The organism is Streptomyces sp. NPDC044106 (assembly GCF_056433985.1).
The window spans coordinates 221,289-246,097 of record NZ_JBWKFZ010000011.1; the positions used below are offsets into that span (position 1 = coordinate 221,289).

Here is a 24,809-nt window from a genome sequence, read left to right on the forward strand (position 1 = left end):
ACGACCTGGACCGCGGCAACCCCTCGCGGCCTGCGGTTTCAGGGATGCAGCCATGACCCGAACGGCAGATTGCGGACCACGGTGAAGAGCGTGACGAGGACTCCGAAACCCCACAGCTGAAGGGGTCCGGCATTGATTCGCAGGGGCCGTCCGCGCACGGCCCCGAGCACCCAGGCGGTCCACACCACGGCGAAGAGGGCGTATCCGGCGACGGCGAGCGCGTTGGCGCCGAGGGCCGCCGCGAGATCGCCGTGGGCGACGGCGTGGGCGCTGCGCAGGCCGCCGCAGCCCGGGCACCAGATGCCGGTGAGGCGCAGCAGCGGGCAGGCGGGGTAGTGGCCGGGTTCGTTCGGGTCGACGGCGCCGACGTAGGCGAAGGCGCCGAGGACCGAGGCGAGCACACCGGCGGGAACGAGCAGGCGGGTCAGGGCGGCGGGCGCGGCGCTCCCGGGTTCGGCGGTCACCCGTGCATTGTGCCGCGCGCCCGGGCGCGTCGCCCGGCGGCCCGGCCGGGGACCCGGCGCCCGCGGACGCGAAAGAGGCGGCCCCGGCGCCTGCCGGTCCGCCTCTTGTCCGTACGGCGAGGTCAGCTCTCGGAGCCGGCGGCCCGGCGCTGCGGACGCTTCTCCGAGCCCAGGCCCGCCATGCGCATGGCACCGCCCACGAGGCCGCCGATGGCGATGACGGCCATGCCGGCCCAGAAGCCGGGGACGTTGGCCATCACCATGAAGGCGCCCGCGACGCAGAAGCCGATGAAGGCGATGATGGATCCGGTCCAAGCGGCCGGGGTGTGTCCGTGGCTGCCCGCCATTGATGTGCTCCTCGTTGCTCTGTGCGCGGCGGTGGGTGGGAAGCCCGCCACGCGTCCGACGGTCGGTCACATTGTCCCGTACGCGCGCGGGTGCCCCGAGCGCGGGGGGTCATGTTCCGCGCGTCGGGTCCTCGCCGCGGTCGAGGGCCTTCCACAGCTCCTCGGGCCGCTCAGGGTCGACGGCCCGGCGGGCCTTGCGGGGGGCCGGGGTGCCGTCGCGTTCGTAGCGTCCCGACATCGCGGGCCAGGAACGGCCGTACGTGAGCGCGAGCAGCCCGGCGAGCAGGATCAGCACGCCCGCGGCGGCGGCGGCGTACGGCCAGCCGGTGTGGGAGAGGCCGCCGATGGTGGCGGCGGTGTCGCCGGCGGCCGTCGCGGCCTTCTCGTCGAGGGCGCCGCTGTCGTCCGCGCCGAGCAGGGCGGCGGCCACGATGCCCCCGCCGCTGAGCGTGAGCAGCAGGGAGACCAGGACGCGTCCGGTGCGGCGGACCGCGAAGACGGCGACGAGGGCGGCGAGGCCGACTATGGCGAGGGCCGCTGGCACGCCGGTGACGTCGCTGCCCTTGGCGGACAGCGGCAGTTGGCCACCGGCCACCGACGCGGTGCCGTGGGCCCAGTCCTGTCGGGAGGCGAGCAGCGCGAGGGCGGCGCCGACGGCGCCGAGCAGCAGCGCCGCGGCGATGCTGCGCCTGCTGCTGCGCTGGGCCCGGCTCTCGGGTTCGGCCTCGGTACGGGGCGGTGGTACGGCAGAAGTCACCTGTCCACTATCCCTCACGGCTCGAACTGTCGTGCAGCCGGTTCGCCGTGTGGATGGCGCGCAGCACGGCGGCGGCCTTGTTGCGGCACTCGGTGTCCTCGGCGACGGGGTCGGAGTCGGCGACGACCCCGGCTCCGGCCTGCACGTATGCCGTGCCGTCGCGGAGCAGGGCGGTGCGGATGGCGATGGCGGTGTCGGAGTCGCCCGCGAAGTCCAGGTAGCCGACGCAGCCGCCGTAGAGGCCGCGCCGGGACGGCTCAAGCTCGTCGATGATCTGCATCGCGCGGGGTTTGGGGGCGCCGGAGAGGGTGCCGGCCGGGAAGCACGCGGTGAGCACGTCGAAGGCGGTGCGGTCGGCGGCGACGCGGCCGGTGACCGTGGAGACGATGTGCATGACGTGGGAGTACTTCTCGATGGACATGAAGTCGACGACCTCGACGGAGCCCGGCTCGCAGACCCGGCCCAGGTCGTTGCGGCCGAGGTCGACGAGCATCAGGTGCTCGGCGCGCTCCTTGGGGTCGGCGAGCAGTTCGTCGGCGAGCGCCTGGTCCTCCTGCGGCGTCGCGCCGCGGTGCCGGGTCCCCGCGATGGGGTGGACCATGGCGCGGCCGTCCTCGACCTTGACGAGGGCCTCGGGCGATGAGCCGACGACGTCGAATCCGTCGAAGCGGAACAGGTACATGTACGGCGAGGGGTTGGTGGCCCGCAGCACGCGGTAGACGTCGAGGGCGCTCGCGGTGCACGGGGTCTCGAAGCGCTGCGAGGGCACGACCTGGAAGGCCTCGCCGGCCCGGATGCGTTCCTTGATGTCCTCGACGGCGTCCTGGTACTGGGGGCCGCCCCACAGGGCGGTGTACTCGGGGAGCTCGGAGGGCGGCAGGGCGGCCGGGGGCTGGGAGAGCGGCCGGGAGAGGTCGGCCTCCATGACGTTGAGGCGGGCCACGGCGTCGGCGTAGGCCTCGTCGACGCCGGTGTCGAGGTCGTTGTGGTTGATCGCGTTGGCGATCAGCAGGACCGAGCCGTCCCAGTGGTCGAGGACGGCGAGGTCGCTGGTGAGGAGCATGGTCAGCTCGGGGAGCCGCAGGTCGTCCCGCTCGCCGGGGCCGATCTTCTCCAGGCGGCGCACGATGTCGTAGCCGAGGTAGCCGACCATGCCGCCGGTGAAGGGCGGCAGGCCGTGGGCGCTGACCACGTCGCGCGGGGTGTGCAGTATGCCGATGGTGGCGCGCAGGGCTTCGAGCGGGTCGCCGGAGGTGGGTACGCCGACGGGCGGGGTGCCCAGCCAGTGGGCCTCGCCGTCGCGGACGGTGAGGGTGGCGGCGCTGCGGACGCCCACGAAGGAGTAGCGGGACCACAGGGCCCCGGCGCGGCCGTTCTCCGCGGACTCCAGGAGGAAGGTGCCGGGGCGTTCCGCGGTGAGCTTGCGGTAGAGGCCCACGGGGGTGTCGCCGTCCGCGAGGAGCTTGCGGCCGACGGGGATGACGCGGCGGTCACAGGCCAGCTTGCGGAAGGTCTCGAGGTCCATGGCAGCAGACCCTACTGACCGGGCGCGTCGGCGCCGGGCACGCGGAGGACGGGCAGCACGTCGGTGTCGAAGCAGGTGCGGGTGCCGGTGTGGCAGGCGGCGCCGACCTGGTCGACCTGGACGAGGACGGTGTCCGCGTCGCAGTCGAGCGCCACTTCCTTGACGTACTGGAAGTGGCCGGACGTGTCGCCCTTGACCCAGTACTCCTGGCGGCTGCGGGACCAGTAGGTGCAGCGGCCCGTGGTGAGGGTGCGGTGCAGCGCCTCGTCGTCCATCCAGCCGAGCATCAGCACCTCACCGGTGTCGTACTGCTGGGCGATGGCGGGGACGAGACCGTCGGCGCTGCGCCTGAGGCGCGCGGCGATCTCCGGGGCGAGGTTGCTGCTGGGCGGCGGAACGCTGGTCATGGGCCCATTGTGCCGCGCGTCGGCGGGGCTTCTGATGGCCGTCCACTGGGCGGACCGGTGCCGCGGTCGTAGGCTGGCTGTCATGTCGACCCATGCGAAGCGTGAACGACTTCTCCTCGCCGATCTGTTGGAGGCGGAGGGCCCCGGGGCGCCCACCCTCTGCGAGGGCTGGAAGACCCGTGACCTCGCGGCCCACATCGTGGTGCGCGAACGCCGCGCGGACGCGGCGGGCGGGCTGCTGATCAAACAGCTGGCCGGGCGCCTGGAGCGGGTGCAGGCCGAGTTCTCCGCGAAGCCGTACGACGAGCTGATCCAGCTCATCAGAACGGGTCCGCCGCGGTTCTCGCCCTTCTCGCTCAAGCAGATCGACGAGGCGTCGAACGCCGTCGAGTTCTACATCCACACCGAGGACGTGCGCCGCGCGCGGGCCGGCTGGACGCCGCGCGTGCTCGACCCGGTCTTCTCGGACGCCCTGTGGTCCCGTCTGGAGCGCACGGCCCGCCTGGTGGGCCGCAAGGCGCCGGTGGGCCTGGTCCTGCGCCGTCCCGACGGCCAGACGGTGGTGGCGCACCGGGGAGCTCCTGTGGTGACGGTGACCGGTGATCCCGCGGAGCTGCTGCTGTTCGCGTACGGCAGGCAGGAGGTCGCGGACGTCGGTCTCGACGGTGACAAGGACGCGATCGCCGCCCTGCACGAGACGAAGCGGCTGGGGCTCTGAGAGGCCGCGTCGGCGTCGGTGGAGGAGCCGCGTCAGCGCGGGAGTTCGGCGCGGCGCAGGGGCGTTGAGCAGAGGCCGATGAGGCCGCCTGTCGCGCACAGCGCCGCGCAGGCCGCGTAGACCGGTTCGATGCCCCACGCGCCGATCGCGGCGCCGACGACCGGGTAGCAGAGCGGGGCCATGCCCATGCTGAAGAGGGCGGCCACGCTGGTGACGCGGCCGAGGTAGGCGGGGTCCGCGACGGTCTGCGTGAGCGCGCCGATCAGGGCGCCGCCGAGGCCGATGCACAGGCCGACGCAGAGCCCGCCCGCGGTGGCCGTCGCGACCGAGGGCGCGAAGCCGATCCAGGCCAGGGCTGCCGAGCCGGCGAGGACGCCGCAGGACTGCACCGCCCCGGCCCTCGGTATGCGCCCGCGCACGGTGAGCAGGAGGGCGGAGAGACCCGCTCCGGCGCCGAAGCCCGCGACGATCCACCCCATGCCGACGGCGCCCCAGCCGCGCTCGTCGGCGAGCAGCACCAGGCCGATGTTGGCGGGGCCGGAGAAGCCCAGCTCCATCACCGCCGCCACGAGGATCAGCGGGCCGAGCACGCGGTGGCCGCGGATGTACCGCAGTCCGTCGGCGAGTTGGCGTCCGGGCGGGCCGCCGCGCGCCGCCGCCGCCGCCTCGTCGTCGGCGGCGGCGGCGGTGGTGGTGGTGGGCAGCGGGCGCAGACGTACGGCTGTCAGGAGCGCCAGCGAGAGGGCGAACAGCGCGCCTGCCGCGCCGAACGCGGCCGCCGGGCCGCCGAGCGCGACGGCGAGGCCGCCCAGGGGTGCCGCGGCCACGGTGGCGATGCGCTGCGCGAGTCCCCGCATGCCCTGCACCCGGCCCAGCTGTCCGCGCCGGGTGATGCGCGGCGGCAGCGCGCCGACGCTCGGCAGGAAGAGCGCGTCGACCGCGCCGAAGACCAGTGCGAGGGCGGTGAGCAGCCAGATCGCGGGCGTGGTCAGGAGGAGCAGCAGGGCGGCGGAGAGGATCACGGCGCAGCGCACCGCGTCGCTGGCGATGACCACGCGGCGCGGTCCGAAGCGGTCGGCGACGACTCCCCCGCCGAGCATGAGGGCGGCGCGGGGGACGGCTCCGGCGGCGAGGACCAGACCGGCCTGCGCGGCGCTTCCGCCGGCGGTCGCGGCCCAGGAGAGGGCGATGAAGTAGACGCCGTCGCCGACCATCGAGGCGGTGTAGGCGCTCAGCCAGCGCAGGACGTTGGTGTCGCGGTGGGCGGGGCGTTCGGCCGGGGCGAGCGGTGTCGCGGCGGTCACGGGTCGGCCGCTCAGATCCGGAAGGGGAAGCTGGCCAGGTGGACGGCGACGTTCTCGCGCCCCTCGGTGTCGCCCGCCGCTTCGGCGGCCTTGCCCTGCTCCTCGTACTTCATGACCAGCGCGTGGATCTCGGCGTTGAGCCGGGTGAGTTCGGCGGGGTTGAGGCGGGCGAGGAAGTCCGACTGGTCCGCCGCGGTGCGCCACTCGGCGCCCCAGGCCGCCTGCTGGTCCAGGTAGGTCTCGTACTGCTCCCTGCGGTGGGCGAGCAGGCCGCGGACGACGGCCGCGTGCGTGGCGGCCCCCTCCGGGGTGTCCTTGAAGTCCTCGTGCCGGAAGCTGAGGGTGTCCTGTGCCGCCTGCCACCACCGCTCCCGCCCATCCTCGCTCTGCGTCCCGGCCTCCTCGATGAGGCCGTGCTCGGCGAGCTTGCGCAGGTGGTAGCTGACGAGCGAGACGACCTCGTCGGCCTGTGCGGCCAGTTGCGAGGCGGTCGCGGGGCCTGCCACGCGCAGGGCGCTGTACAGCTTCAGCCGCAGCGGGTGGCCGAAGGCCTTGAGGGTGCCGATGTCCGTGATCCGGCGACGGTTCTCCATGCCCCCAACGTAGGTACGAAAGAATGATTGCGCAACAGATCTTTCGCAACACATCTTTCGCATCTCGGCAAGAGAACGCCGCCACGGCCCGAAGGCCGTGGCGGCGGAGAGTTCGTCTACCGGACCGGGTACCCGGCCTCGCGCAGCGTCCCCTTGACCTCGCCGATCCGCAGATCGCCGAAGTGGAAGACCGATGCCGCGAGCACCGCGTCCGCGCCCGCCGCGATGGCGGGTGGGAAGTGCTCGAGCCTGCCCGCGCCGCCGGAGGCGATGACCGGAACGGTGACGTGCTTGCGGACCGCCTCGATCATCTCGATGTCGTAGCCGTCCTTCGTGCCGTCGGCGTCCATCGAGTTGAGCAGGATCTCGCCCGCGCCAAGCTCGGCCGCCCGGTGTGCCCATTCGACGGCGTCGATCCCTGCGGACCTGCGGCCGCCGTGGGTGGTGACCTCGAAGGAGCCCGACGCGGTGCGCCGGGCGTCCACCGAGAGGACGAGCACCTGACGCCCGAACCGCTCCGCGATCTCCCGGATCAGCTCGGGCCGCGCGATGGCCGCGGTGTTCACGCCCACCTTGTCCGCGCCCGCGCGCAGCAGCTTGTCGACATCCTCGGCGGTGCGGACGCCGCCGCCCACCGTGAGCGGGATGAAGACCTGCTCGGCGGTGCGGCGGACCACGTCGTACGTGGTCTCGCGGTCGCCGGAGGAGGCGGTGATGTCCAGGAAGGTGAGCTCGTCGGCGCCCTCGGCGTCGTACACCTTGGCCATCTCGACGGGGTCGCCCGCGTCGCGCAGGTTCTGGAAGTTGACGCCCTTGACGACGCGGCCGTTGTCCACGTCGAGGCAGGGGATGACGCGTACGGAGAGTGTCATGACGCCTCGGCTCCCCGGTACGCCTCGACCTCGACCTCGACGACGAGGCTCGGGTCGATGAAGCCGGAGACGATCAGCATCGACGCGGCGGGCCGTACGTCGTCGAAGAGCTCCTTGTGGGCGCGGCCCACCTCTTCGACGTCCCGCGCGTGGGTCAGGTACATCCGGGTGCGGACGACGTGCTCTCGGCCGAGGCCGAGCTTCTTCAGCGCGTCGAACGCGGTCCGGAAGGCGTTGACCGTCTGCTCGTACGGGGTGCCCGCGTCGATGACGCCGTTCACCACGGAGGTGCAGCCGGAGACCAGGACGAGGCCGTTGGGCAGCTCGACGGCGCGGGAGTAGCCGATGGCGTCCTCCCACGGGCCGCCCGAGCCCACCCGGCGTACGACGTCGCTCATGACGACGCCACCGCGGCGAGCGCCTCTTCGAGGGTGAACGCCTTCGCGTACAGCGCCTTGCCGACGATCGCGCCCTCGACGCCGAGCGGGACGAGCTCGGCGATGGCGCGCAGGTCGTCCAGCGAGGAGACACCGCCCGACGCCACGACGGGCCGGTCCGTGGCCGCGCAGACGTTGCGCAGGAGCTCCAGGTTGGGGCCCTGGAGCGTGCCGTCCTTGGCGATGTCGGTGACGACGTAGCGCGCGCAGCCCTCGGCGTCCAGGCGCGTCAGGGTCTCGTAGAGGTCGCCGCCGTCGCGGGTCCAGCCGCGGCCGCGCAGCGTCGTGCCGCGCACGTCGAGGCCGACCGCGATCTTGTCGCCGTGCTCGGCGATGACCTTGGCGACCCACTCCGGGGTCTCCAGGGCGGCCGTGCCGAGGTTGACGCGGGTGCAGCCGGTGGCGAGGGCGGCGGCCAGCGAGGCGTCGTCGCGGATGCCGCCGGACAGCTCGACCTTGACGCCGTCACCCGCGATGCTCCCGGCGACCTCGGCGATCAGCTCCCGGTTGTCGCCGGTCCCGAACGCCGCGTCCAGGTCGACCAGGTGCAGCCACTCGGCGCCCGCCCGCTGCCAGGCGAGGGCGGCCTCCAGCGGGGAGCCGTAGGAGGTCTCCGAGCCGGACTCGCCGTGGACGAGACGTACGGCCTGGCCGTCGCGGACGTCGACGGCGGGAAGGAGTTCGAGGATGCTCACAGGGTTCCGATCCAGTTGGTGAGGAGCTGGGCGCCGGCGTCGCCGGACTTCTCGGGGTGGAACTGGGTGGCGCTCAGCGCGCCGTTCTCGACGGCGGCCACGAACGGCTCGCCGTGCGTGGACCAGTGCACGTACGGGGCGCGCATCGCCGGGTTCGCCACTTCGAGGGACCAGCCGTGCACGGCGTAGGAGTGCACGAAGTAGAAGCGGGCGTCGTCGTCGAGACCCTTGAAGAGCGGGGACCCGGCGGAGGCCTGGACGGTGTTCCAGCCCATGTGCGGGACGATCTCGGCCTTCAGCGGCTCGACCGTGCCGGGCCACTCGTCCAGGCCCTCGGTCTCCACGCCGTGCTCGATGCCGCGCTCGAAGAGGATCTGCATGCCCACGCAGATGCCCATGACGGGGCGGCCGCCGGCCAGGCGCCGGCCGACGATCCAGTCGCCGCGCGCCTCCCTGAGCCCCTTCATGCAGGCGGCGAAGGCGCCGACGCCCGGCACGAGCAGGCCGTCGGCGCCCATGGCCGTGTCGTAGTCGCGGGTGATCTCGACGTCGGCTCCCGCACGCGCCAGGGCGCGCTCGGCGGAACGGACGTTGCCGAAGCCGTAGTCGAAGACGACCACTTTCTTACGAGGAGTGCTCATGTCGCGTACGCCTCCCGTCAGTTCCAGTAGTCGAGCCGCATGATGCCCGCCGCCAGGCACATCGCGGCACCGATGGAGAGCAGCGTGATGAGGCTCTTCGGCATGCCCTGCTTGACGAACGAGATGATGCCGCCGATCAGGAAGAGGCCGACGACGATCAGGATGGTGTTCAGACCGGTCATGGGTTACAGCGCACCCTTCGTGGAGGGGAGGATGCCGACCGCGCGCGGGTCGCGCTCGGACGCGTAACGCAGCGCGCGGGCCAGGGCCTTGAACTGGCACTCCACGATGTGGTGGGCGTTGCGCCCATAGGGCACGTGCACGTGCAGGGCGATCTGCGCCTGCGCCACGAAGGACTCCAGGATGTGCCGGGTCATCGTCGTGTCGTACTCGCCGATCATCGGCGCCATCTTCTCGGGCTCGGTGTGCACGAGGTACGGGCGGCCGCTCAGGTCGACCGTCACCTGGGCGAGCGACTCGTCGAGCGGGACCGTGCAGTTGCCGAAGCGGTAGATGCCCACCTTGTCGCCGAGCGCCTGCCTGAAGGCGGCGCCGAGCGCGAGCGCGGTGTCCTCGATGGTGTGGTGGGAGTCGATGTGCAGGTCGCCCTCGGTCTTGACCGTGAGGTCGAAGAGGCCGTGGCGGCCGAGCTGGTCGAGCATGTGGTCGTAGAAGCCGACCCCGGTCGACACGTCGACCTTGCCGGTGCCGTCGAGGTCGATCTCGACGACGACCGACGTCTCCTTGGTGGTGCGCTCGACCCGTCCTACGCGGCTCATGCGTCTCGCTCCTTTTTGAGTTCGCGTACCGCATCGAGGAACGCGTCGTTTTCGTCGGGGGTTCCGGTGGACACGCGCAGCCATCCCGGCACGCCGTTGTCCCGCACCAGGACGCCCCGGTCGAGGATCTTCCGCCAGACCTCGTGGGAGGCCCCTTCGCCCTCGAACCGCCCGAACTGCACGAAGTTGGCGTCGGAGTCGGTCACCTCGTACCCCAGCGCGCGCAGCTCGGTGACGAGGCGGTCACGCTCGCCCTTGAGCTGCTCCACGTACTTCAGGAGCGTGTCGGTGTGTTCGAGGGCGGCCAGCGCGGTGGCCTGGGTGACGGCCGACAGGTGGTACGGCAGGCGCACCAGCTGCACCGCGTCGACGACCGCCGGGTGGGCGGCGAGGTAGCCGAGGCGCAGCCCGGCCGCGCCGAACGCCTTCGACATGGTGCGCGAGACGACGAGGTTCGGCCGGCCCTCGATCAGCGGGAGCAGCGAGTCGCCGTGGCTGAACTCGACGTACGCCTCGTCGACGACCACGATCGACGGCTTGGCGGCCTGCGCGGCCTCGTACAGCGCGAGGACGGTCTCGGCGGGGACGGCGTTGCCCGTGGGGTTGTTGGGCGTGGTGATGAAGACGACGTCGGGCCGGTGCGCGGCGATGGCCCGGCGCGCGGCCTCCTCGTCGATCGAGAAGTCGTCGTGGCGCGGGCCCGAGAGCCAGCCGGTGCCGGTGCCGCGGGCGATGAGGCCGTGCATCGAGTACGAGGGCTCGAAACCGATGGCCGTGCGCCCCGGGCCGCCGAAGGTCTGCAGGAGCTGCTGGATGACTTCGTTCGAGCCGTTGGCCGCCCAGACGTTGGCGAGGGTGACCTCGTGGCCCGCGGTGCGGGTGAGGTAGCGGGCCAGCTCGGTGCGCAGCTCGACGGCGTCCCGGTCGGGGTAGCGGTTGAGGTCGCGGGCGGCCTCGCGGACCCGCTCGGCGATGCGCTCGACGAGCGGCTCGGGGAGCGGGTAGGGGTTCTCGTTGGTGTTCAGGCGCACGGGGACGTCGAGCTGGGGCGCGCCGTAGGGGGACTTGCCGCGCAGTTCGTCGCGGACCGGCAGGTCGTCGATGCGTACGTCGCTCACTGGCCCGGCACCTTCCAGTCGAACCGCGCCTTCACGGCCGCGCCGTGCGCCGGCAGGTCCTCCGCCTCTGCGAGCGTCACGACGTGGTGGGCGACGTCGGCGAGGGCCTCGCGGGAGTAGTCCACGATGTGGATGCCGCGCAGGAACGACTGGACGCTGAGCCCCGATGAGTGGCAGGCGCAGCCACCGGTCGGCAGGACGTGGTTGGAGCCCGCGCAGTAGTCGCCGAGGGAGACCGGGGACCACGGGCCGACGAAGATCGCGCCCGCGTTCTTCACGAGCTGCGCCACGGCGGTGGCGTCCGCGGTCTGGATCTCCAGGTGCTCGGCGCCGTACGCGTCGACGACCCGAAGGCCCTGCTCCAGGCCGTCGACCAGGACGATCGCGGACTGGCGGCCGCTCAGCGCGGGCACGATCCGGTCCTCGACGTGCTTGGTGGCGGCGACCTGCGGCGCCAGCTCCTTCTCGACCGCGTCGGCGAGCGCGAGGGAGTCGGTGACGAGGACCGCGGCCGCGAGCGGGTCGTGCTCGGCCTGGCTGATCAGGTCGGACGCGACGTGCGCCGGGTCGGCGGTGTCGTCGGCGAGGACCGCGATCTCGGTCGGGCCCGCCTCGGTGTCGATGCCGATGCGGCCGGTGAAGTAGCGCTTGGCGGCGGCGACCCAGATGTTGCCGGGGCCGGTCACCATGTTGGCGGGGGCGCAGGACTCGGTGCCGTACGCGAACATCGCGACGGCCTGGGCGCCGCCGACCGCGTACACCTCGTCGATGCCGAGGAGCGCGCAGGCGGCGAGGATCGTCGGGTGCGGAAGGCCGCCGAAATCGGCCTGGGGCGGGGACGCGAGCGCCATCGACTCGACGCCCGCCTCCTGCGCCGGGACCGCGTTCATGATCACGGACGAGGGGTAGACGGACCGGCCGCCCGGCGCGTACAGGCCGACGCGCTCGACGGGCACCCACTTCTCGGTGACCGAGCCGCCCGGCACGACCTGCGTGGTGTGCGGGGCGCGGCGCTGCTCGCGGTGGACGGCGCGGGCGCGGCGGATGGACTCCTCCAGGGCCGCGCGCACGGCCGGGTCGAGACCGTCGAGGGCCTCCGTGAGGGCGGCGGCGGGCACCCGCACCTGGTCCAGGCGGACGCCGTCGAACTTCTCCGCGTAGTCGATCAGGGCCGCGTCGCCACGATGATGCACGTCCTCGCAGATGGGCCGCACCTTCTCCAGGGCGGCCGCGACGTCGAAGTCGGCACGGGGCAGCAGGGCGCGCAGGGCGGGACCCGACGGAAACTCCGTGAGGGCATCGCCGCGCAGATCGATTCGAGAGATCACATGGCCAATTCTCTCAGACGTTCTTTCCGTACCGGTCGCCCGTATCACTGGCTGATATGCACCCCGCAAGACAGCGTTCACCACTAGCGTTCAGCCGGTCACAGAGCGGGCATGAAACAGGTGTGCGAGAGACGCGCACTCGGAGCGGAGGACAAAAGCAGTGGTCGACGACGCCACCGGCGACCCGCCGGACGGGCTCACCGCCGCGGAGATCGGCATGTGGCAGGCCTTCCGCAACGGCAGCGTCTACGACCTCAGGTCCGGCGACCCCGCCGCCGACGATCCGCACGGCGGCCACCCCTGGGGCCCGGAGCGCAGCGTGCGGGCGCGCATCGTCTGCTGGCTGCTGCTCGACGGGCCGCCCGCGCTCGCCGGACGGGTCTCCGCGCTGAAGCTCGCGGGCGTGCAGATCACCGATGTGCTCGATCTCGCGGGCGGCACGATCGTGCCGTACACCGAGATGAAGCACTGCCGCTTCGAGAAGGAGGTGCTGCTGCCCGAGACGCGCTTCGCCACGCTGCGGCTCGTCGACTGCTCGATCCCCCGCGTCGAGGCCGCCCGGCTGCACACCGAGGGCGACCTGCACCTGCCGCGCTGCCGGATCCACAACGGCATCCGCCTCACCGACGCCCACATCGGCACCGACCTGCTCCTGAACCAGGCCATCGTCTACCGCGACCGGCGCAGCCGCTCCATCACCGGCGACGGCCTCACCGTCGGGCAGGACCTGCAGGCCGAGATGATGGAGTCGCACGGCGAGCTGAGCCTGCGCGGCGCGAAGATCGGCGTCTCGCTCAGCCTGCGCGGCAGCAAGCTCATCAACCAGTACGGGCGGCACGCCCTCAACGCCCCGCAGCTGACCGTCGAGCGCACCCTCTACCTGACCCCGGCGGCCGTCGGCAATCCGCCGCAGACCAGCGGCACGACACCGGCCCGCGGCACCCGCGTGCAGCGCTTCGAGTGCGAGGGCGGCATCCGTCTGGACGACGGCCGCTTCGGCGACGCCATCGACTTCGCGCAGGCCCGCTTCACGCTCCACAACGACCAGGAGCTCTCGCTGCGCCGCGTCCAGACGCCCGAGCTGCGCTTCCTCGGCGAGGCGCCGCAGTGCGGGAAGGTGGTGCTGTCCGGCTCCAGGGTCGTCAACCTCATCGACCGGGCGGCGAGCTGGCCGGGGCCCGGCGGCCTCCAGATGGGCGGGTTCACCTACGAGAATCTCGTGCCGCAGGGCAGCTTCCCGCTCGCCCGGCGCCTGGCCTGGGTGGCGGCCGCGACGGCCGAGTACAACCCCGAGCCGTACGAGAAGCTCGCCACCGTCCTGCGCAACGGCGGCGAGGACGCGGACGCCCGCGAGGTGCTCCTCGCCAAGCAGCGCCGGCGCCGCGAGACGCTGCCGCTGGCGGCGAAGCTCTGGGGGTACGCCCAGGACTGGACCGTGGCCTACGGCTACCGGCCGGGCCGGGCCGCGGTCTGGATGGCCGTGCTCTGGGCGGTCAGCGCGGTGGCGTTCTCGCGCGCCGACCACCCGGCGATCAACGAGGGCGAGCACCCGAACTGGGACCCCGCCCTGTTCTCCCTCGACCTGCTGCTGCCCGTCATCAACCTCGGCCAGGACACCGCCTGGCAGCTGAACGGCGGCTGGCAGTGGTTCTCGACCGTGCTGATCCTGCTCGGCTGGATCCTGGCCACGACGGTGGCGGCGGGCGCCACCCGGCTGCTGCGCCGCAACTGAGAGCCTGTCTCTGAGATGGGGCGCGCCGAGCGGGCCCCGCGGCCGGAATCCGGCGCCCGGCGGCCGAACCGTTACGCGACGGCAGGCAACCTTCCCCGCCCCTGGACCGTCATCCCAGCGACCACGATCGAGCAACCACGACGGTGACCGGCGAGCCCGCGCGAGCGGCGCCGGTTGAGGCGTAAAGGAGGGCACGGTGCTGCGTGCCTTCATCCGTACCGCCCGCATGGTCCGGCACACCCCGCGCCTTGCCACCGGGCTGCCGCCGGACGACGAGGTGCTCCTCGACGTGCCCGACGAGCGGCTCGCCCCCGCGCTCGTCGCCGCGGGCCGCGGCGACTACGGGCCCGCGTCGAAGGTCCTCGCCACCACTCGCGAGGCCGCCGAGTGGGAGAACCGCGACCGCTACACCGTGCGGCTGGCCGCGTTCGCCCGCTCCCGTCCCGAATGGTTCGACGACTGGCTGAGCGCGTGCCCGCACGACCCGGACGCCCTGCTCGTCAAGGCCGAGCTCGCGATCGTGCGCGGCTGGGAGTCACCGGCCCGCGCCGAGCTGCTCCGCGAGGCGGGCCCGCTGCTCAACGCCGCCGCCGAGGCCGACCAGCGCGACCCGGTGCCCTGGCGCATCGCCCTCGACCACGCCCGCGGCACCCACGCCTCCCACACCGTCTTCGAGCAGCTGTGGGAGGAGGCGGTGCGCCGCTCCTCGTACCACTACGGCTGTCACGCCTCCGCCCTGCAGTACCTGTCGGCCGCCTGGTACGGCTCGCACCGCGAGTGCTTCGACTTCGCCGAGCGTGCCGCGGCCGACGCGCTGCCCGGCTCGCTGATACAGGTCCTGCCCGCGCGGGCCGCCTTCGCCTACCTCACCAGTCCTTCGGGGAAGGTCCCGCGCGAGCGGCTCGACGCGGCGGCCGACCTCGCGATCGCCCTGTCGCGGGAGTACGCGGCCGGGGACCCCTGGCCCGCCGAGGTCCGCAACCTCCTGGTGTACGTCCTGGTCCGCCTGGAGCGCTGGGACGACGCCCTGGAGCAGCTGCGTCTGATCGGGCCGTACGCGACGTCCTTTCCCTGGGACCGGATGGCCGACGACCCGCTCGCCCAGTTCCTGGAGCTGCGCGACGGCGTACGCATCGAAGTGGCGTCGATGACGCCGCTGCGCACTCCGCGCGGACCGCACCGCTCCGGCGAGCATTAGGCTTGCCGGTCGTGACCACCCGGCTTCCGCTCTTTCCGCTCAACTCGGTGCTGTTTCCCGGCCTCGTGCTGCCGCTGAACGTCTTCGAGGAGCGATATCGCGCCATGATGCGCGAGCTGCTCAAGACCTCCGAGGAGGACCAGCGTCAATTCGCCGTCGTCGCGATCCGCGACGGCCTGGAGGTGGCGCCGAGCGCGCCCGGCCTCCCCGATCCGACGGCGCTGCCCGACCACGGCCCGGCCGCGGGCTTCGGCGAAGAACCGCTCAAGGCCTTCCACACCATGGGCTGCGTCGCGGACGCGGCGACCATCAGGGAGCGCGCCGACGGCGGCTTCGAGGTCCTCGCGACCGGCACCACGCGGGTCCGGATCCACTCGGTCGACGCCTCGGGCGCGTTCCTCACCGCCGAGGTCGAGGAGGTGCCCGACGAGCTCGGCGACGGCGCGGGCGCGCTGGCCGACGGGGTGCTGCGGGCCTTCCGCTCCTACCAGAAGCGGCTGGCCGGGGCACGGGAGCGCTCGCTGTCGACCGGCGCGGAGCTGCCCGACGACCCGTCCGTCGTGTCGTACCTGGTCGCCGCGGCGGCCGTCCTGGACACCGGCACCAAGCAGCGGCTCCTCGAGGCCCCGGACGCCGCATCTCGGCTGCGGGACGAGCTGGGACTGCTGCGCTCCGAGACCGCGATCATCCGGAACCTGCCGTCGCTGCCCGCGACGGACCTCACGCGCGGGACGACCAGCCTGAACTGACGCACGTACGTACGTAGGCCCGCATCCGAACACGAGGCACGAGGCGCGAGCACCTTGGCGAAGAAGCAGAAGAAGCAGCAGTCCGGCGGCACCCCGGCGACGGTGGCGCTCACCGCCGCGGGCACCGACTTCACCGTCCACGCCTACGAGCACGACCCCGCCCACCCCTCGTACGGCGAGGAGGCCGCCGAGGCCATGGGCGTCTCCCCCGACCGGGTCTTCAAGACGCTGGTCGCCGAGGTCGACGGCGAGCTCACCGTGGCCGTCGTCCCGGTGGCCGGTTCCCTGGACCTGAAGGCGCTGGCCGCCGCGGTGTCCGGCAAGCGTGCCGTGCTGGCCGACCCGGTGGCCGCCGAGCGCACGACGGGGTACGTGCTGGGCGGCATCTCCCCGCTCGGCCAGCGCAAGCGGCTGCGCACGGTCCTGGACGACTCGGCGTCGGCGCACGCCACGATCTGCGTCTCGGCGGGCCGCCGCGGCCTGGAGGTGGAGCTGGCGCCGGGCGACCTGGCGGAGCTGACCGGCGCGGTACTCGCGCCGATCGGCCGGGCGTAGGGCCGGGCGCCCACGGCGACGTGAAAGCGCCCTCGACACCTGCCCCGCACGGGACTAGTACCGAGGGCATGTCGAAGAAGACGCGCATGCGGAAGTGGCGGGCGAAGAAGCGCAAGGCCAACCACGGGAAGCGTCCCGCCTAGGCCCAGGACACCGGCTAGGGGTTCATACCCTCGGGGTGACCGCCGCGGGGCCCCGCGTAGTGCTGTCCGTCGTAGGGCGCCGGATACGGCTCGGGGTCCCGCGGACCGAACAGCGCGGTGAGGCCGAGGTGCACGGCAAGGGCCGCCACCGGCCAGGCCAGGAGCGTCCCCTTGGCCTTCAGTTCGAGCGGCGCGTCGAAGACGACGCCCTTGCCGAGTGACTTGGCGTGCGCCACGACGTCCGTCTCGGGACCGAGCCAGATGCCGACCCGCCACGCGAGCAGCGCGCCGAGCAGGCTGCCGAGCGCGAGCCCGACGACGAGCGGGATGCCGCCGCGCTTGCGCAGCAGGAACACGACGACGCCGCAGACGACGCCGAAGCCGAGCGCCAGCAGTGTGAACGTTCCGTCCACGCCTATCGCCTGCTCGCCCTCGGTGTCCCTGAGGTACACCGCCCTGCCGTCGGAGATGAGCGGCACCCGCGGCGCCAGCCATGTCCACAGCGCCCCGAGCAGCAGGCCGCTGACGGCCACCACGACCAGGATCACCGCGGCGTGCCGCACTTCGCTCTTCATGCCGGGACCGTCCTCCTCGTATCCGTGAGGACCGTGCGCGGACGTCGCTCCCGGCGGCTGCGCGGCTGCCTGCCAGGGGTCGTACGGGCTCCGGTCGTGCGCGGTCCTGTCATGCGGGGTGTGGTCGTGCGGCGGTTGTGAGGGTGTCAGCGGTGCGGTCACCCTCACATCGTGCCAGCACTCCCTGTGCGGCGCGTCATCGGACGGCTGCCCGGCGGAAGGCCCAGGTGGCGACGGCGAGCGAGACCACGCCGACGCCCGCGCAGACCGCCAGGTCGAGAGCGACCACGGCCCAGTCCGGATCCGGACCGAACGTACGGGCGAAGGCCTCCACGCCGTACGTCGAGGGCAGCAGGTCCCTCGCCCACTGCAGCGGCGCGGGCATCCGGTCGGCCGGAAGCACCCCGAGCAGCAGCGCCGCCGACATGCCCATCTGGCCGAGGAGCGTGGCCAGTTCGGGCCGCGGCGCGAGCAGGCCGAGGGCCGCGCCGAGCCCCGCGAGGGCGGCGCCGGCGAGCGGGATCACCGCGACGAGCACCCACAGGTGGGTGAGCGGCAGGCCGAAGAGCCCGCAGCCGACGATCGCCGTGACGAAGGTGCCGGGCACCGTGAAGGAGGCGTACGCGGCCGCCGCCCCGAGGACCACGGCGGCGGGCGGCACGGGCAGTGTGGCGTAGTGGTCGAGGCCGCCGTCGGAGCGGAGCTGTCCGAAGTACTGCGCGAGCAGGTTGAGCGCGACGAACGCGACGACGAGCACGGATGATCCTGCGACCACGGCCCGCGCCTCACCGCCCCCGTCGACGACGCCGCGCATCAGGATCATGATCCCGACGGACTGGAAGGTCGCCACGAACAGCAGCGGGATCCGGGCGACCCGGGCCCGGGACAGCTGGGCCCGGTACACGGCACAGAGCGCCGGGAACAGCCGGGCCGGGGGGCCGAGGGGCGCGGGCCCGCCGGCCTCCTGCTCCGCACGGGCGGTGCCGGCCCGCACGGCGGCCTCCAAGGGAACCGCACTCACCGAATGCCCCTCCTGATCGGACTGATCGGACAGCTGTCTGTTCGCCCGCCGCTCGGTGCCCGGTGGACGGAAGTCGCACGTAGAGTCATGCCTTCACCAGCCCCCGCCCGCTTCCGCCCAGCGCGAGGTAGACGTCCTCCAGGCTGGGCGTGGCCAGCGTGAAGTCGTCGAGCGCGGCGAACGCGGCCCCGCCGGTGACCGCCGCCACCGCGGCCCGCGCCGCGTCGGGCGCGAGGCGCAGGGACCAGCGCCGGCCCGACTCGACGGCGAGGGAGCGCAGCGCGGCCACCTCGGGGACGTGCAGCGGCGCCCGCTCCCGCCACACCAGCTCCACCCTGACCTCGTCCGCGACCTGCTCCTTCAGCCCGGCCGGGCTGTCGCAGGCGATGACCTTGCCCCGGTCGAGCACGGCGACCCGGTCGAGGACGGTCTCGGCCTCGATGACGTTGTGGGTGACCAGCACGACCGTCGTCCCGCGCTCGGCCCTGCGCCGGTCGATCGCCGCCCAGACGGCGCGCCGCGCGACGGGGTCCATGCCGGTGGTCGGCTCGTCGAGGACGAGCAGCGGGCGCTCCCCCACCAGGGCGGTGGCGAAGCAGGCGAGCCGTCGCTGCCCGCCGGAGAGCTTCTTCAGCGGCCGCGACGCCAGCGCCGTGAGGTCGAGCTCCTCAAGTACGGCGTCCCGCTCGGCCCGCGCCTGCGGCAGTTCGAGCCCGCGCAGCCGTGCCGTCGTCTCGACGGCGAGCGACACGGTCAGCTCGTCGAGGGCGGTGGACTCCTGGCCCAGGTAGGCGAGGATGCGGGCGGCCCGCTCGGGGTGGCGCACGATGTCGTGGCCGAGGATCTCGACGCTGCCACTGTCGGGCCGCATCAGGCCGGTCAGCTGGCGTACGAGGGTGGACTTGCCGGCGCCGTTGGGGCCGAGCAGGCCGAAGATCTCGCCGCGTTCGACCGTCAGGCCGATGCCGTCGGTGGCGCGGACCTCGGGGGTCGCGGGCCTGCCGCGCCGGGCGCGGGCGGCCGGATAGGTCTTCACCAGGTCGCGCACCGCGCAGACGGCGTCGTTGCCGTGTTCCTGACGGAGTCCCTGTCGGACTGCCGGTGCGGGGCGCGTACTCACGAAGGACGAGCCTACGGGGTCGGCGGGCACGCGCGACGTCCGGGGCGCCCCGTACGCCCCGTGTCAGTCACCGGCACGGTCCCCGGCGGGCGCGTGCTCGGCGGCCGTCCGCGAGTCGACCTCGCGCCAGAAACCGGCCCTGATCGCGTAACGGTCGTGCTCGTCGATCTGGTCGTCCTTGTGGGCGAGGAGGCCGAAGCGTGCCGCGTAGCGGAGCAGTTCCCCGTCGACGCGGTGCGGGATGCGGGGGTACATCGTCGACAGCTTCTGCAGGTTGTGCTGTTCGGGGAGGCGCGACATCCAGCGCCGCGCGAACACCTGTCCGACCTCGAAGGGGTCGCCACCGACGGTGGTGATGTCCTCCTCGCGGTCGGCCCAGCGCTGCTCGGCCGTCGTCAGCTGGGCCAGGGTCGGCAGGGCGGCGGCCTCGGGGCCCTCGGCCGCGCCCCCGGGGCGCTCGACCCAGCCCTTGTCGGAGGACCAGCGCAGCGTCGCGTTGGCGGGGGGCTGGGCGGCCTGGGTGCCGGGGCCGCGCAGCGCGGCCAGGTCCTTGGGGGTGGGCACGCCCTTGGCGGCCGCCGCGGAGATGCGGTGCTCGCCGTCCTGCCGCCCGTTGGCGGCGGGTTCGGCGTGCCGTTCGGGGCCTTCCGCCTCGGCGTGCTGCGCGGCGGCGGCGAGCGCGGACTCCGGCAGCGGCGCGGAGAGGATCGCGGCGATCTCGGGGCGCGGCACGGGCGGCGGCGCGCAGCTGCCGGTGAGCTCCTTGGGGCGGACGGCCTCGGTGATCCAGGCCCGGTCGAGCACGCGGCGCTCGTCGGCCTCGGCGACCAGGTCCTCGGACTGGTTGTAGTCGCCGTCGGCGGCCTGCACGGCCCAGAGGTGGACGGCGACGCCGTGCTCCTTGGCGGCCATCATGCCGGGCAGCAGATCGCCGTCGCCGGTGACGAGCACCACGTCGGAGCAGGCGCGGTTGCGGGCCAGTTCGGTGAGCTCCGCGTGCATCGCGGCGTCCACGCCCTTCTGCGCCCACCGTCCGTCGCTGCGGGTCAGGGCGCCGAGCCGGACCGTCACGCGCGGCATGACGCGCAGCCGCCGGTGCTCGGGCTGCGGCACCCGGTCGGGGGCGCCGTCGAACCAGTAGATGCGCAGCAGGGGGCGCTCGGTGTCCGCTTCCGCGCGCTCGCGCAGGCCCTGGATGAGGGCGGTGTGGTCGACGGTGATCCGTGACCTGGACGGCTCGCCGGCGAGGAGGCTCGCGGCGGCACCCAGCAGATACCCGGCGTCCACCAGGACGATGCAGCGATCCACGCGGTCCACCCTCTTTCCCTGGAGGTTCCCTGGCGTGCCCGGAGGTTCCAGAACAGTGCGACGTGCCTGGTGGTTCCAGAACAGTGCCCGGAGGTCTCTGGACGTTCCCTCGAAGACCCGCGAAGACACCCTGTGAGGGCAACCAAATCAGGGGGGCGGGTCCGCGTCGGGTTCCCTTCGAGTCTGCCCGACCCGGCGAAGGTTAACGGCCGGAACTCGATCTTCGGCGTGGCGCATCGGCGGTTCGCTCCCCGACGGGCCTTATGACGCACGGTAATTCCCCGAAATGCGCACTTTGTTGCCATATGTGAATCTGGTCGCAACCTGGCCCCCAGATCCCCTTCAGGAGGAAGATCACTATGGCCAAGAACAAGAACCGCAGACAGGGCAGCCAGCAGGACCGCGCCTCGCAGGCCGAGCAGGCGCAGGAGCAGGCCAAGTCGACCGCCACGGAGGCCCAGTCGCCTTTGCAGTCGCAGGCCCAGGGCAGCCCGGCGGATGTTGCCCGTAAGCACCAGCGTCGCTTCGGTCACAACTGAGGCAACTGACGCGTATTGAGGCACACATGAGGGGCGCACCCGGTGACGGATGCGCCCCTCATGACACAGGCTCTCAGAGTCTGTCTTTGGCCTGCCGGGCGCGTGCGGTCCTGCCGGGCACGTGCGGACCGGTCCGCGGGCCCCTCACCCCGTGAGGCAGGACGGGCCGAGCAGCACCTTGAGATCGCCGAAGAGCGCCGGGTCCGGCTTCACGCGGTGCCGGTCGAGCCGCAGCACGGTGGTCTTCTGCGCCCCCTGGAGCTTGATCCGCACCTCGCTGTTGCCCCGGTGGTGGCTGAGGACCTCGCCGAGCCGGGTGACCATCGGCGGGCTCACCTTGACGGTCGGGATGGTGATCACCACCGGCGCGTTGGCGCCCGCGTTCGACAGGTCGGGGACCTGGAGCTCCATCGCGACGAGGCGCGGCACGTCCTCGCGCTTGTCGAGGCGTCCCTTGACGAACACCACGGCGTCCTCGACCAGTTGGGTCGACACCAGCTGGTACGTCGCCGGGAAGAACATGCACTCGATGGAGCCGGCCAGGTCCTCGACGGTGGCGATCGCCCAGGCGTTGCCCTGCTTGGTCATCTTGCGCTGGAGGCCGGAGATGATGCCGCCGATGGTGACGACGGACCCGTCGGAGAAGTCACCACCGGTGAGCTGCCCGATGCCCGCGTCCGCCTTGTCGGAGAGCACGTGCTCAAGGCCGAACAGCGGGTGGTCGGAGACGTACAGGCCGAGCATCTCCCGCTCCTGGGCGAGCAGGTACGTCTTCTCCCACTCGTCCTCGGAGAACTCCACGTCGAGCCCGAAGCCCGGCTCGTCGCCGGCGGACTCGTCGCCCATCCCCCCGAAGAGGTCGAACTGCCCCTCGGCCTCCTTGCGCTTGACCGCGACGACGTTGTCGATCATCGGCTCGTACTGCGCGGTGAGGCCCTTGCGGGTGTGCCCCATCGTGTCGAAGGCGCCGGCCTTGATGAGCGATTCCGTGGTGCGCTTGTTGCAGGCGGTGGCCTCGACCTTGTCGAGGTAGTCGGGGAAGGAGGTGAACTTCCCCTTCGCCTTGCGTGAGCGGATGATCGAGTCCACCACGTTCGTGCCGACGTTGCGCACGGCTTCCAGGCCGAAGAGGATCACATCGTCGCCCTGGGCGGCGAAGTTGTGCACCGACTCGTTCACGTTCGGCGGGAGGACCTTGATGCCCATGCGGCGGCACTCGTTCAGATAGACGGCCGACTTGTCCTTGTCGTCCTTGACCGAGGTGAGCAGCGCGGCCATGTACTCGGCCGGGTAGTTCGCCTTCAGGTAGGCGGTCCAGTAGGTGACGAGGCCGTACGCGGAGGAGTGCGCCTTGTTGAACGCGTATCCGGCGAACGGGACCAGGACGTCCCACAGGGCCTGGATCGCGGCGTCCGAGTAGCCGTTCTTCCGGGCGCCCGCCTGGAAGAGGACGAAGTTCTTCTCCAGCTCCTCGGGCTTCTTCTTGCCCATCACGCGGCGCAGGATGTCGGCTTCGCCGAGTGAGTAGCCCGCGATGATCTGCGCGGCCTTCTGCACCTGCTCCTGGTACACGATGAGGCCGTAGGTGAGGCCCAGCGTCTCCTTCAGGGGCTCTTCGAGCTCCGGGTGGATCGGCGTGATCTCCTGGCGGCCGTTCTTGCGCTCGGCGTAGTTGATGTGCGAGTTCATGCCCATCGGGCCCGGCCGGTACAGGGCCGAGACGGCGGAAATGTCCTCGAAGTTGTCGGGCTGCATCTGGCGGAGCAGCGAGCGCATCGGGCCGCCGTCGAACTGGAAGACGCCGAGGGTCTCACCGCGGCAGAGCAGTTCGAAGGTCTTCGGGTCGTCGAGCGGGAGCGAGAGCATCTCCAGGTCGATGCCCTTGTCGTTGCGCACCATCTTGACGGCGTCGTCCATGATGGTGAGGTTGCGCAGGCCCAGGAAGTCCATCTTGAGCAGGCCGAGCGACTCGCACTGGGGGTAGTCCCACTGCGTGATCGTCACGCCGTCGGTGTGCCGCGTCCAGAGCGGGGCGTGGTCGACGATCGGCTCGCTGGACATGATCACGCCGGCCGCGTGCACACCCATCTGCCGGACCAGGCCCTCGACGCCCTTGGCGGTGTCGATGACCTTCTTCACGTCCGGTTCGTTCTCGTACATCCCCCGGATCTCGCCCGCCTCGCTGTAGCGCGGGTGCTTGGGGTCGGTGATGCCGGAGAGGTCGATGCCCTTGCCGAGGACGTCGGCGGGCATGGCCTTGGTGAGGCGGTCGCCCATCGCGTACGGATATCCGAGCACGCGCGCGGAGTCCTTGATGGCGTTCTTCGCCTTGATCTTGCCGTACGTGCCGATCATGGCGACCTTGTCGGCGCCGTACTTCTCGGTCACGTACCTGATCACCTCGACGCGCCTGCGCTCGTCGAAGTCGATGTCGACATCGGGCATGGAGACGCGCTCGGGATTGAGGAACCGCTCGAAGATCAGGCCGTGCGTGATCGGGTCGAGGTCGGTGATGCCCATGGCGTACGCGACGATCGAACCGGCCGCGGAGCCACGGCCGGGGCCGACCGCGATGCCGTTGTTCTTGGCCCACATGATGAAGTCGGCGACGACAAGGAAGTACCCCGGGAACCCCATCTGGATGATGATGTCCATCTCGTACTCGGCCTGCTTCTGCCGGTCTTCGGGGACACCGCCCGGGTAGCGCCGCGCCATGCCGCGCCGGACTTCCTCCTGGAACCAGGTGACCTCGGTGAAGCCCTCGGGGATGTCGAACTTCGGCATCAGGTCGCGCTTCTCGAACATCCCCGTGGTGTCGATCTGCTCGGCGACCAGGAGCGTGTTGCGGCAGCCCTCCTGCCACGCGTCCGAGGAGTCGATGGCGTACATCTCCTCCGTCGACTTCAGGTAGTACCCCGTGCCGTCGAAGCGGAAGCGGTCGGGGTCCGAGAGGTTCTTGCCGGTCTGGATGCAGAGCAGGGCGTCGTGCGCGGTCGACTCGTGCGCGTACGTGTAGTGCGAGTCGTTGGTCACCAGGGGCGGGATGCCCAGCTTCTTGCCGATCTCCAGGAGGCCGTCACGGACCCGGCGCTCGATCTCGATGCCGTGGTCCATCAGCTCCAGGAAGTACCGGTCCTTGCCGAAGATCTCCTGGTACTCGGCGGCCGACTTCAGGGCCTCGTCGAACTGGCCGAGGCGCAGCCGCGTCTGCAGCTCGCCCGAGGGGCAGCCGGTGGAGGCGATCAGCCCCTCCGACCACTGGGAGATGGTCTCCTTGTCCATCCGGGGCCACTTCTGCAGCCAGCCCTCGGCGTAGGCGTCCGAGGAGAGCTTGAAGAGGTTGTGCAGGCCCTTCTGGTTCGCCGCCCAGATCGTTTTGTGGGTGTAACCACCCGAACCGGAGACGTCATCGCGCTTCTGGTGCGGCTGGCCCCACTGGATCTTCCGCTTGTTGCGCCGCGACTCCGGCGCCACGTACGCCTCGATCCCGATGATCGGCGTCACGCCCGCCTTCTGCGCCGAGTGGAAGAAGTCGTACGCACCGTGGAGGTTGCCGTGGTCGGACATCGCGATGTGCGTCATGCCCATCTCATTGCACGCGGCGAACATGTCCTTGAGCCGCGCGGCACCGTCAAGCAGCGAGTACTGGGTGTGCACGTGCAGGTGCGTGAAGGGCGGCTTGGTCACGGTTGAAGGCCTCCGGCGAACGAGGGGTGACAGGCTGCGGGCAGTCTGGGGGGACAGCGCCGAAGTCTAATCCCGCGCACTGACAGCCGACGGGCACTCGGGGGTACGGTCGAGCGTTGGAAGGGACGGAACAGCCGTCCCCAGTGGGCGGCGCGTCCGCCCCCATGTCACGCACCACCCCGCACCAGGAGGCACCC

At 72.0% G+C, this 24,809-nt stretch carries 26 protein-coding genes; 6 read left to right on the forward strand and 20 right to left on the reverse strand.

The genetic code is table 11. The annotated features are described in order from the left end of the window. Positions 1-38: 38 nt before the first annotated feature. The 5 genes from AC07DI_RS21750 to hisI form a co-directional block, all read right to left on the reverse strand. Positions 39-590 (reverse strand): DUF2752 domain-containing protein, encoded by a 552-nt coding sequence (locus AC07DI_RS21750; protein WP_478905777.1) that lies wholly within the window; start codon positions 588-590, stop codon positions 39-41. Continuing rightward, complete coding sequence (locus tag AC07DI_RS21755) at positions 587-811, reverse strand: HGxxPAAW family protein (protein WP_478905712.1); 225 nt, start codon at positions 809-811, stop codon at positions 587-589. The genes AC07DI_RS21750 and AC07DI_RS21755 overlap by 4 nt, the downstream gene beginning before the upstream one ends. 109 nt (positions 812-920) lie before the next feature. Continuing rightward, the gene (locus AC07DI_RS21760) at positions 921-1,568 is read right to left on the reverse strand and encodes a TIGR02234 family membrane protein (protein ID WP_384255822.1); all 648 of its coding nucleotides are present in this window, start codon (positions 1,566-1,568) and stop codon (positions 921-923) included. A gap of 7 nt (positions 1,569-1,575) precedes the next feature. Beyond that, positions 1,576-3,093 carry an anthranilate synthase component I gene (locus tag AC07DI_RS21765; protein ID WP_478905713.1) on the reverse strand — a complete coding sequence of 506 codons (1,518 nt, stop codon included), beginning with the start codon at positions 3,091-3,093 and terminating at the stop codon, positions 1,576-1,578. An 11-nt stretch (positions 3,094-3,104) separates the two neighbouring features. Further along, positions 3,105-3,500: a phosphoribosyl-AMP cyclohydrolase gene (hisI, locus tag AC07DI_RS21770; RefSeq protein ID WP_384255828.1), complete on the reverse strand. Its 396-nt coding sequence runs from the start codon at positions 3,498-3,500 to the stop codon at positions 3,105-3,107. A gap of 82 nt (positions 3,501-3,582) precedes the next feature. On the opposite strand from hisI, the gene AC07DI_RS21775 reads away from it, so the two are divergent. After that, positions 3,583-4,218 carry a TIGR03085 family metal-binding protein gene (locus AC07DI_RS21775; RefSeq protein WP_478905714.1) on the forward strand — a complete coding sequence of 212 codons (636 nt, stop codon included), beginning with the start codon at positions 3,583-3,585 and terminating at the stop codon, positions 4,216-4,218. Between the two features lie 32 nt (positions 4,219-4,250). On the opposite strand, the gene AC07DI_RS21780 is transcribed toward AC07DI_RS21775, so the two are convergent. From AC07DI_RS21780 to hisD, 10 genes are all read right to left on the reverse strand, one after another. Next, positions 4,251-5,522 (reverse strand): MFS transporter, encoded by a 1,272-nt coding sequence (locus AC07DI_RS21780; protein ID WP_478905715.1) that lies wholly within the window; start codon positions 5,520-5,522, stop codon positions 4,251-4,253. 11 nt (positions 5,523-5,533) lie between these two features. Then, on the reverse strand, positions 5,534-6,115 hold the full coding sequence (locus AC07DI_RS21785) for an ArsR/SmtB family transcription factor (RefSeq protein WP_384255838.1): 582 nt from the start codon (positions 6,113-6,115) through the stop codon (positions 5,534-5,536). Between the two features lie 116 nt (positions 6,116-6,231). Beyond that, entirely contained in the window at positions 6,232-6,987 is a 756-nt protein-coding gene (hisF, locus tag AC07DI_RS21790) for an imidazole glycerol phosphate synthase subunit HisF (protein WP_384255841.1), read from the reverse strand. Beyond that, entirely contained in the window at positions 6,984-7,385 is a 402-nt protein-coding gene (locus AC07DI_RS21795) for a RidA family protein (RefSeq protein WP_384255843.1), read from the reverse strand. Before AC07DI_RS21795 ends, hisF begins: the two co-directional genes overlap by 4 nt. Then, a complete protein-coding gene (gene priA / locus AC07DI_RS21800) occupies positions 7,382-8,119 on the reverse strand; it encodes a bifunctional 1-(5-phosphoribosyl)-5-((5-phosphoribosylamino)methylideneamino)imidazole-4-carboxamide isomerase/phosphoribosylanthranilate isomerase PriA (protein ID WP_478905716.1) in 738 nt (245 codons plus the stop codon). Before priA ends, AC07DI_RS21795 begins: the two co-directional genes overlap by 4 nt. Next, positions 8,116-8,760 (reverse strand): imidazole glycerol phosphate synthase subunit HisH, encoded by a 645-nt coding sequence (hisH, locus tag AC07DI_RS21805; protein WP_478905717.1) that lies wholly within the window; start codon positions 8,758-8,760, stop codon positions 8,116-8,118. Before hisH ends, priA begins: the two co-directional genes overlap by 4 nt. Positions 8,761-8,777: 17 nt before the next feature. Further along, entirely contained in the window at positions 8,778-8,942 is a 165-nt protein-coding gene (locus AC07DI_RS21810; RefSeq protein WP_384255852.1) for a hypothetical protein, read from the reverse strand. A gap of 3 nt (positions 8,943-8,945) precedes the next feature. Next, positions 8,946-9,539, reverse strand: a complete 594-nt coding sequence (gene hisB / locus AC07DI_RS21815) for an imidazoleglycerol-phosphate dehydratase HisB (protein ID WP_384255855.1) — start codon at positions 9,537-9,539, stop codon at positions 8,946-8,948. Then, positions 9,536-10,657: a histidinol-phosphate transaminase gene (locus tag AC07DI_RS21820; RefSeq protein WP_478905718.1), complete on the reverse strand. Its 1,122-nt coding sequence runs from the start codon at positions 10,655-10,657 to the stop codon at positions 9,536-9,538. Before AC07DI_RS21820 ends, hisB begins: the two co-directional genes overlap by 4 nt. Next, the gene (gene hisD, locus AC07DI_RS21825) at positions 10,654-11,985 is read right to left on the reverse strand and encodes a histidinol dehydrogenase (protein ID WP_384255860.1); all 1,332 of its coding nucleotides are present in this window, start codon (positions 11,983-11,985) and stop codon (positions 10,654-10,656) included. The genes AC07DI_RS21820 and hisD overlap by 4 nt, the downstream gene beginning before the upstream one ends. Positions 11,986-12,202: 217 nt before the next feature. On the opposite strand from hisD, the gene AC07DI_RS21830 reads away from it, so the two are divergent. The 4 genes from AC07DI_RS21830 (at position 12,203) to ybaK (ending at position 16,219) form a co-directional block, all read left to right on the forward strand. After that, the gene (locus AC07DI_RS21830) at positions 12,203-13,717 is read left to right on the forward strand and encodes an oxidoreductase (RefSeq protein WP_478905778.1); all 1,515 of its coding nucleotides are present in this window, start codon (positions 12,203-12,205) and stop codon (positions 13,715-13,717) included. A 226-nt stretch (positions 13,718-13,943) separates the two neighbouring features. Then, positions 13,944-14,915 carry a hypothetical protein gene (locus tag AC07DI_RS21835; RefSeq protein ID WP_384255929.1) on the forward strand — a complete coding sequence of 324 codons (972 nt, stop codon included), beginning with the start codon at positions 13,944-13,946 and terminating at the stop codon, positions 14,913-14,915. A gap of 2 nt (positions 14,916-14,917) precedes the next feature. Continuing rightward, positions 14,918-15,664 carry an LON peptidase substrate-binding domain-containing protein gene (locus tag AC07DI_RS21840; protein ID WP_384255863.1) on the forward strand — a complete coding sequence of 249 codons (747 nt, stop codon included), beginning with the start codon at positions 14,918-14,920 and terminating at the stop codon, positions 15,662-15,664. Between the two features lie 54 nt (positions 15,665-15,718). After that, positions 15,719-16,219: a Cys-tRNA(Pro) deacylase gene (gene ybaK, locus AC07DI_RS21845; protein WP_384255866.1), complete on the forward strand. Its 501-nt coding sequence runs from the start codon at positions 15,719-15,721 to the stop codon at positions 16,217-16,219. Positions 16,220-16,376: 157 nt separating this feature from the next. On the opposite strand, the gene AC07DI_RS21850 is transcribed toward ybaK, so the two are convergent. From AC07DI_RS21850 to AC07DI_RS21865, 4 genes are all read right to left on the reverse strand, one after another. Then, positions 16,377-17,099, reverse strand: a complete 723-nt coding sequence (locus AC07DI_RS21850; RefSeq protein WP_478905719.1) for a DUF2567 domain-containing protein — start codon at positions 17,097-17,099, stop codon at positions 16,377-16,379. Positions 17,100-17,133: 34 nt separating this feature from the next. Then, positions 17,134-17,958, reverse strand: a complete 825-nt coding sequence (locus AC07DI_RS21855) for an ABC transporter permease (protein WP_478905720.1) — start codon at positions 17,956-17,958, stop codon at positions 17,134-17,136. 85 nt (positions 17,959-18,043) lie between these two features. Further along, positions 18,044-19,078, reverse strand: coding sequence for an ABC transporter ATP-binding protein (locus tag AC07DI_RS21860; RefSeq protein ID WP_384255875.1), 1,035 nt, complete (start codon positions 19,076-19,078; stop codon positions 18,044-18,046). A gap of 63 nt (positions 19,079-19,141) precedes the next feature. Then, positions 19,142-20,386: an NYN domain-containing protein gene (locus tag AC07DI_RS21865; RefSeq protein WP_478905721.1), complete on the reverse strand. Its 1,245-nt coding sequence runs from the start codon at positions 20,384-20,386 to the stop codon at positions 19,142-19,144. A 359-nt stretch (positions 20,387-20,745) separates the two neighbouring features. On the opposite strand from AC07DI_RS21865, the gene AC07DI_RS21870 reads away from it, so the two are divergent. After that, a complete protein-coding gene (locus AC07DI_RS21870) occupies positions 20,746-20,925 on the forward strand; it encodes a hypothetical protein (RefSeq protein WP_384255881.1) in 180 nt (59 codons plus the stop codon). A 144-nt stretch (positions 20,926-21,069) separates the two neighbouring features. Here the strand turns inward: AC07DI_RS21870 and dnaE are convergent, their stop codons facing one another. Further along, a complete protein-coding gene (gene dnaE / locus AC07DI_RS21875; protein WP_384255884.1) occupies positions 21,070-24,612 on the reverse strand; it encodes a DNA polymerase III subunit alpha in 3,543 nt (1,180 codons plus the stop codon). Positions 24,613-24,809: the final 197 nt, after the last annotated feature.

Coding starts and splice junctions, on each gene's coding strand:
- AC07DI_RS21755 (WP_478905712.1), bottom strand. CDS start 811: ATGGCGGGCAGCCACGGACACACCCCGGCCGCTTGGACCGGATCCATC.
- AC07DI_RS21765 (WP_478905713.1), bottom strand. CDS start 3,093: ATGGACCTCGAGACCTTCCGCAAGCTGGCCTGTGACCGCCGCGTCATC.
- hisI (WP_384255828.1), bottom strand. CDS start 3,500: ATGACCAGCGTTCCGCCGCCCAGCAGCAACCTCGCCCCGGAGATCGCC.
- AC07DI_RS21775 (WP_478905714.1), top strand. CDS start 3,583: ATGTCGACCCATGCGAAGCGTGAACGACTTCTCCTCGCCGATCTGTTG.
- AC07DI_RS21785 (WP_384255838.1), bottom strand. CDS start 6,115: ATGGAGAACCGTCGCCGGATCACGGACATCGGCACCCTCAAGGCCTTC.
- hisF (WP_384255841.1), bottom strand. CDS start 6,987: ATGACACTCTCCGTACGCGTCATCCCCTGCCTCGACGTGGACAACGGC.
- AC07DI_RS21795 (WP_384255843.1), bottom strand. CDS start 7,385: ATGAGCGACGTCGTACGCCGGGTGGGCTCGGGCGGCCCGTGGGAGGAC.
- hisH (WP_478905717.1), bottom strand. CDS start 8,760: ATGAGCACTCCTCGTAAGAAAGTGGTCGTCTTCGACTACGGCTTCGGC.
- AC07DI_RS21810 (WP_384255852.1), bottom strand. CDS start 8,942: ATGACCGGTCTGAACACCATCCTGATCGTCGTCGGCCTCTTCCTGATC.
- hisB (WP_384255855.1), bottom strand. CDS start 9,539: ATGAGCCGCGTAGGACGGGTCGAGCGCACCACCAAGGAGACGTCGGTC.
- AC07DI_RS21830 (WP_478905778.1), top strand. CDS start 12,203: ATGTGGCAGGCCTTCCGCAACGGCAGCGTCTACGACCTCAGGTCCGGC.
- AC07DI_RS21835 (WP_384255929.1), top strand. CDS start 13,944: ATGGTCCGGCACACCCCGCGCCTTGCCACCGGGCTGCCGCCGGACGAC.
- AC07DI_RS21870 (WP_384255881.1), top strand. CDS start 20,746: ATGGCCAAGAACAAGAACCGCAGACAGGGCAGCCAGCAGGACCGCGCC.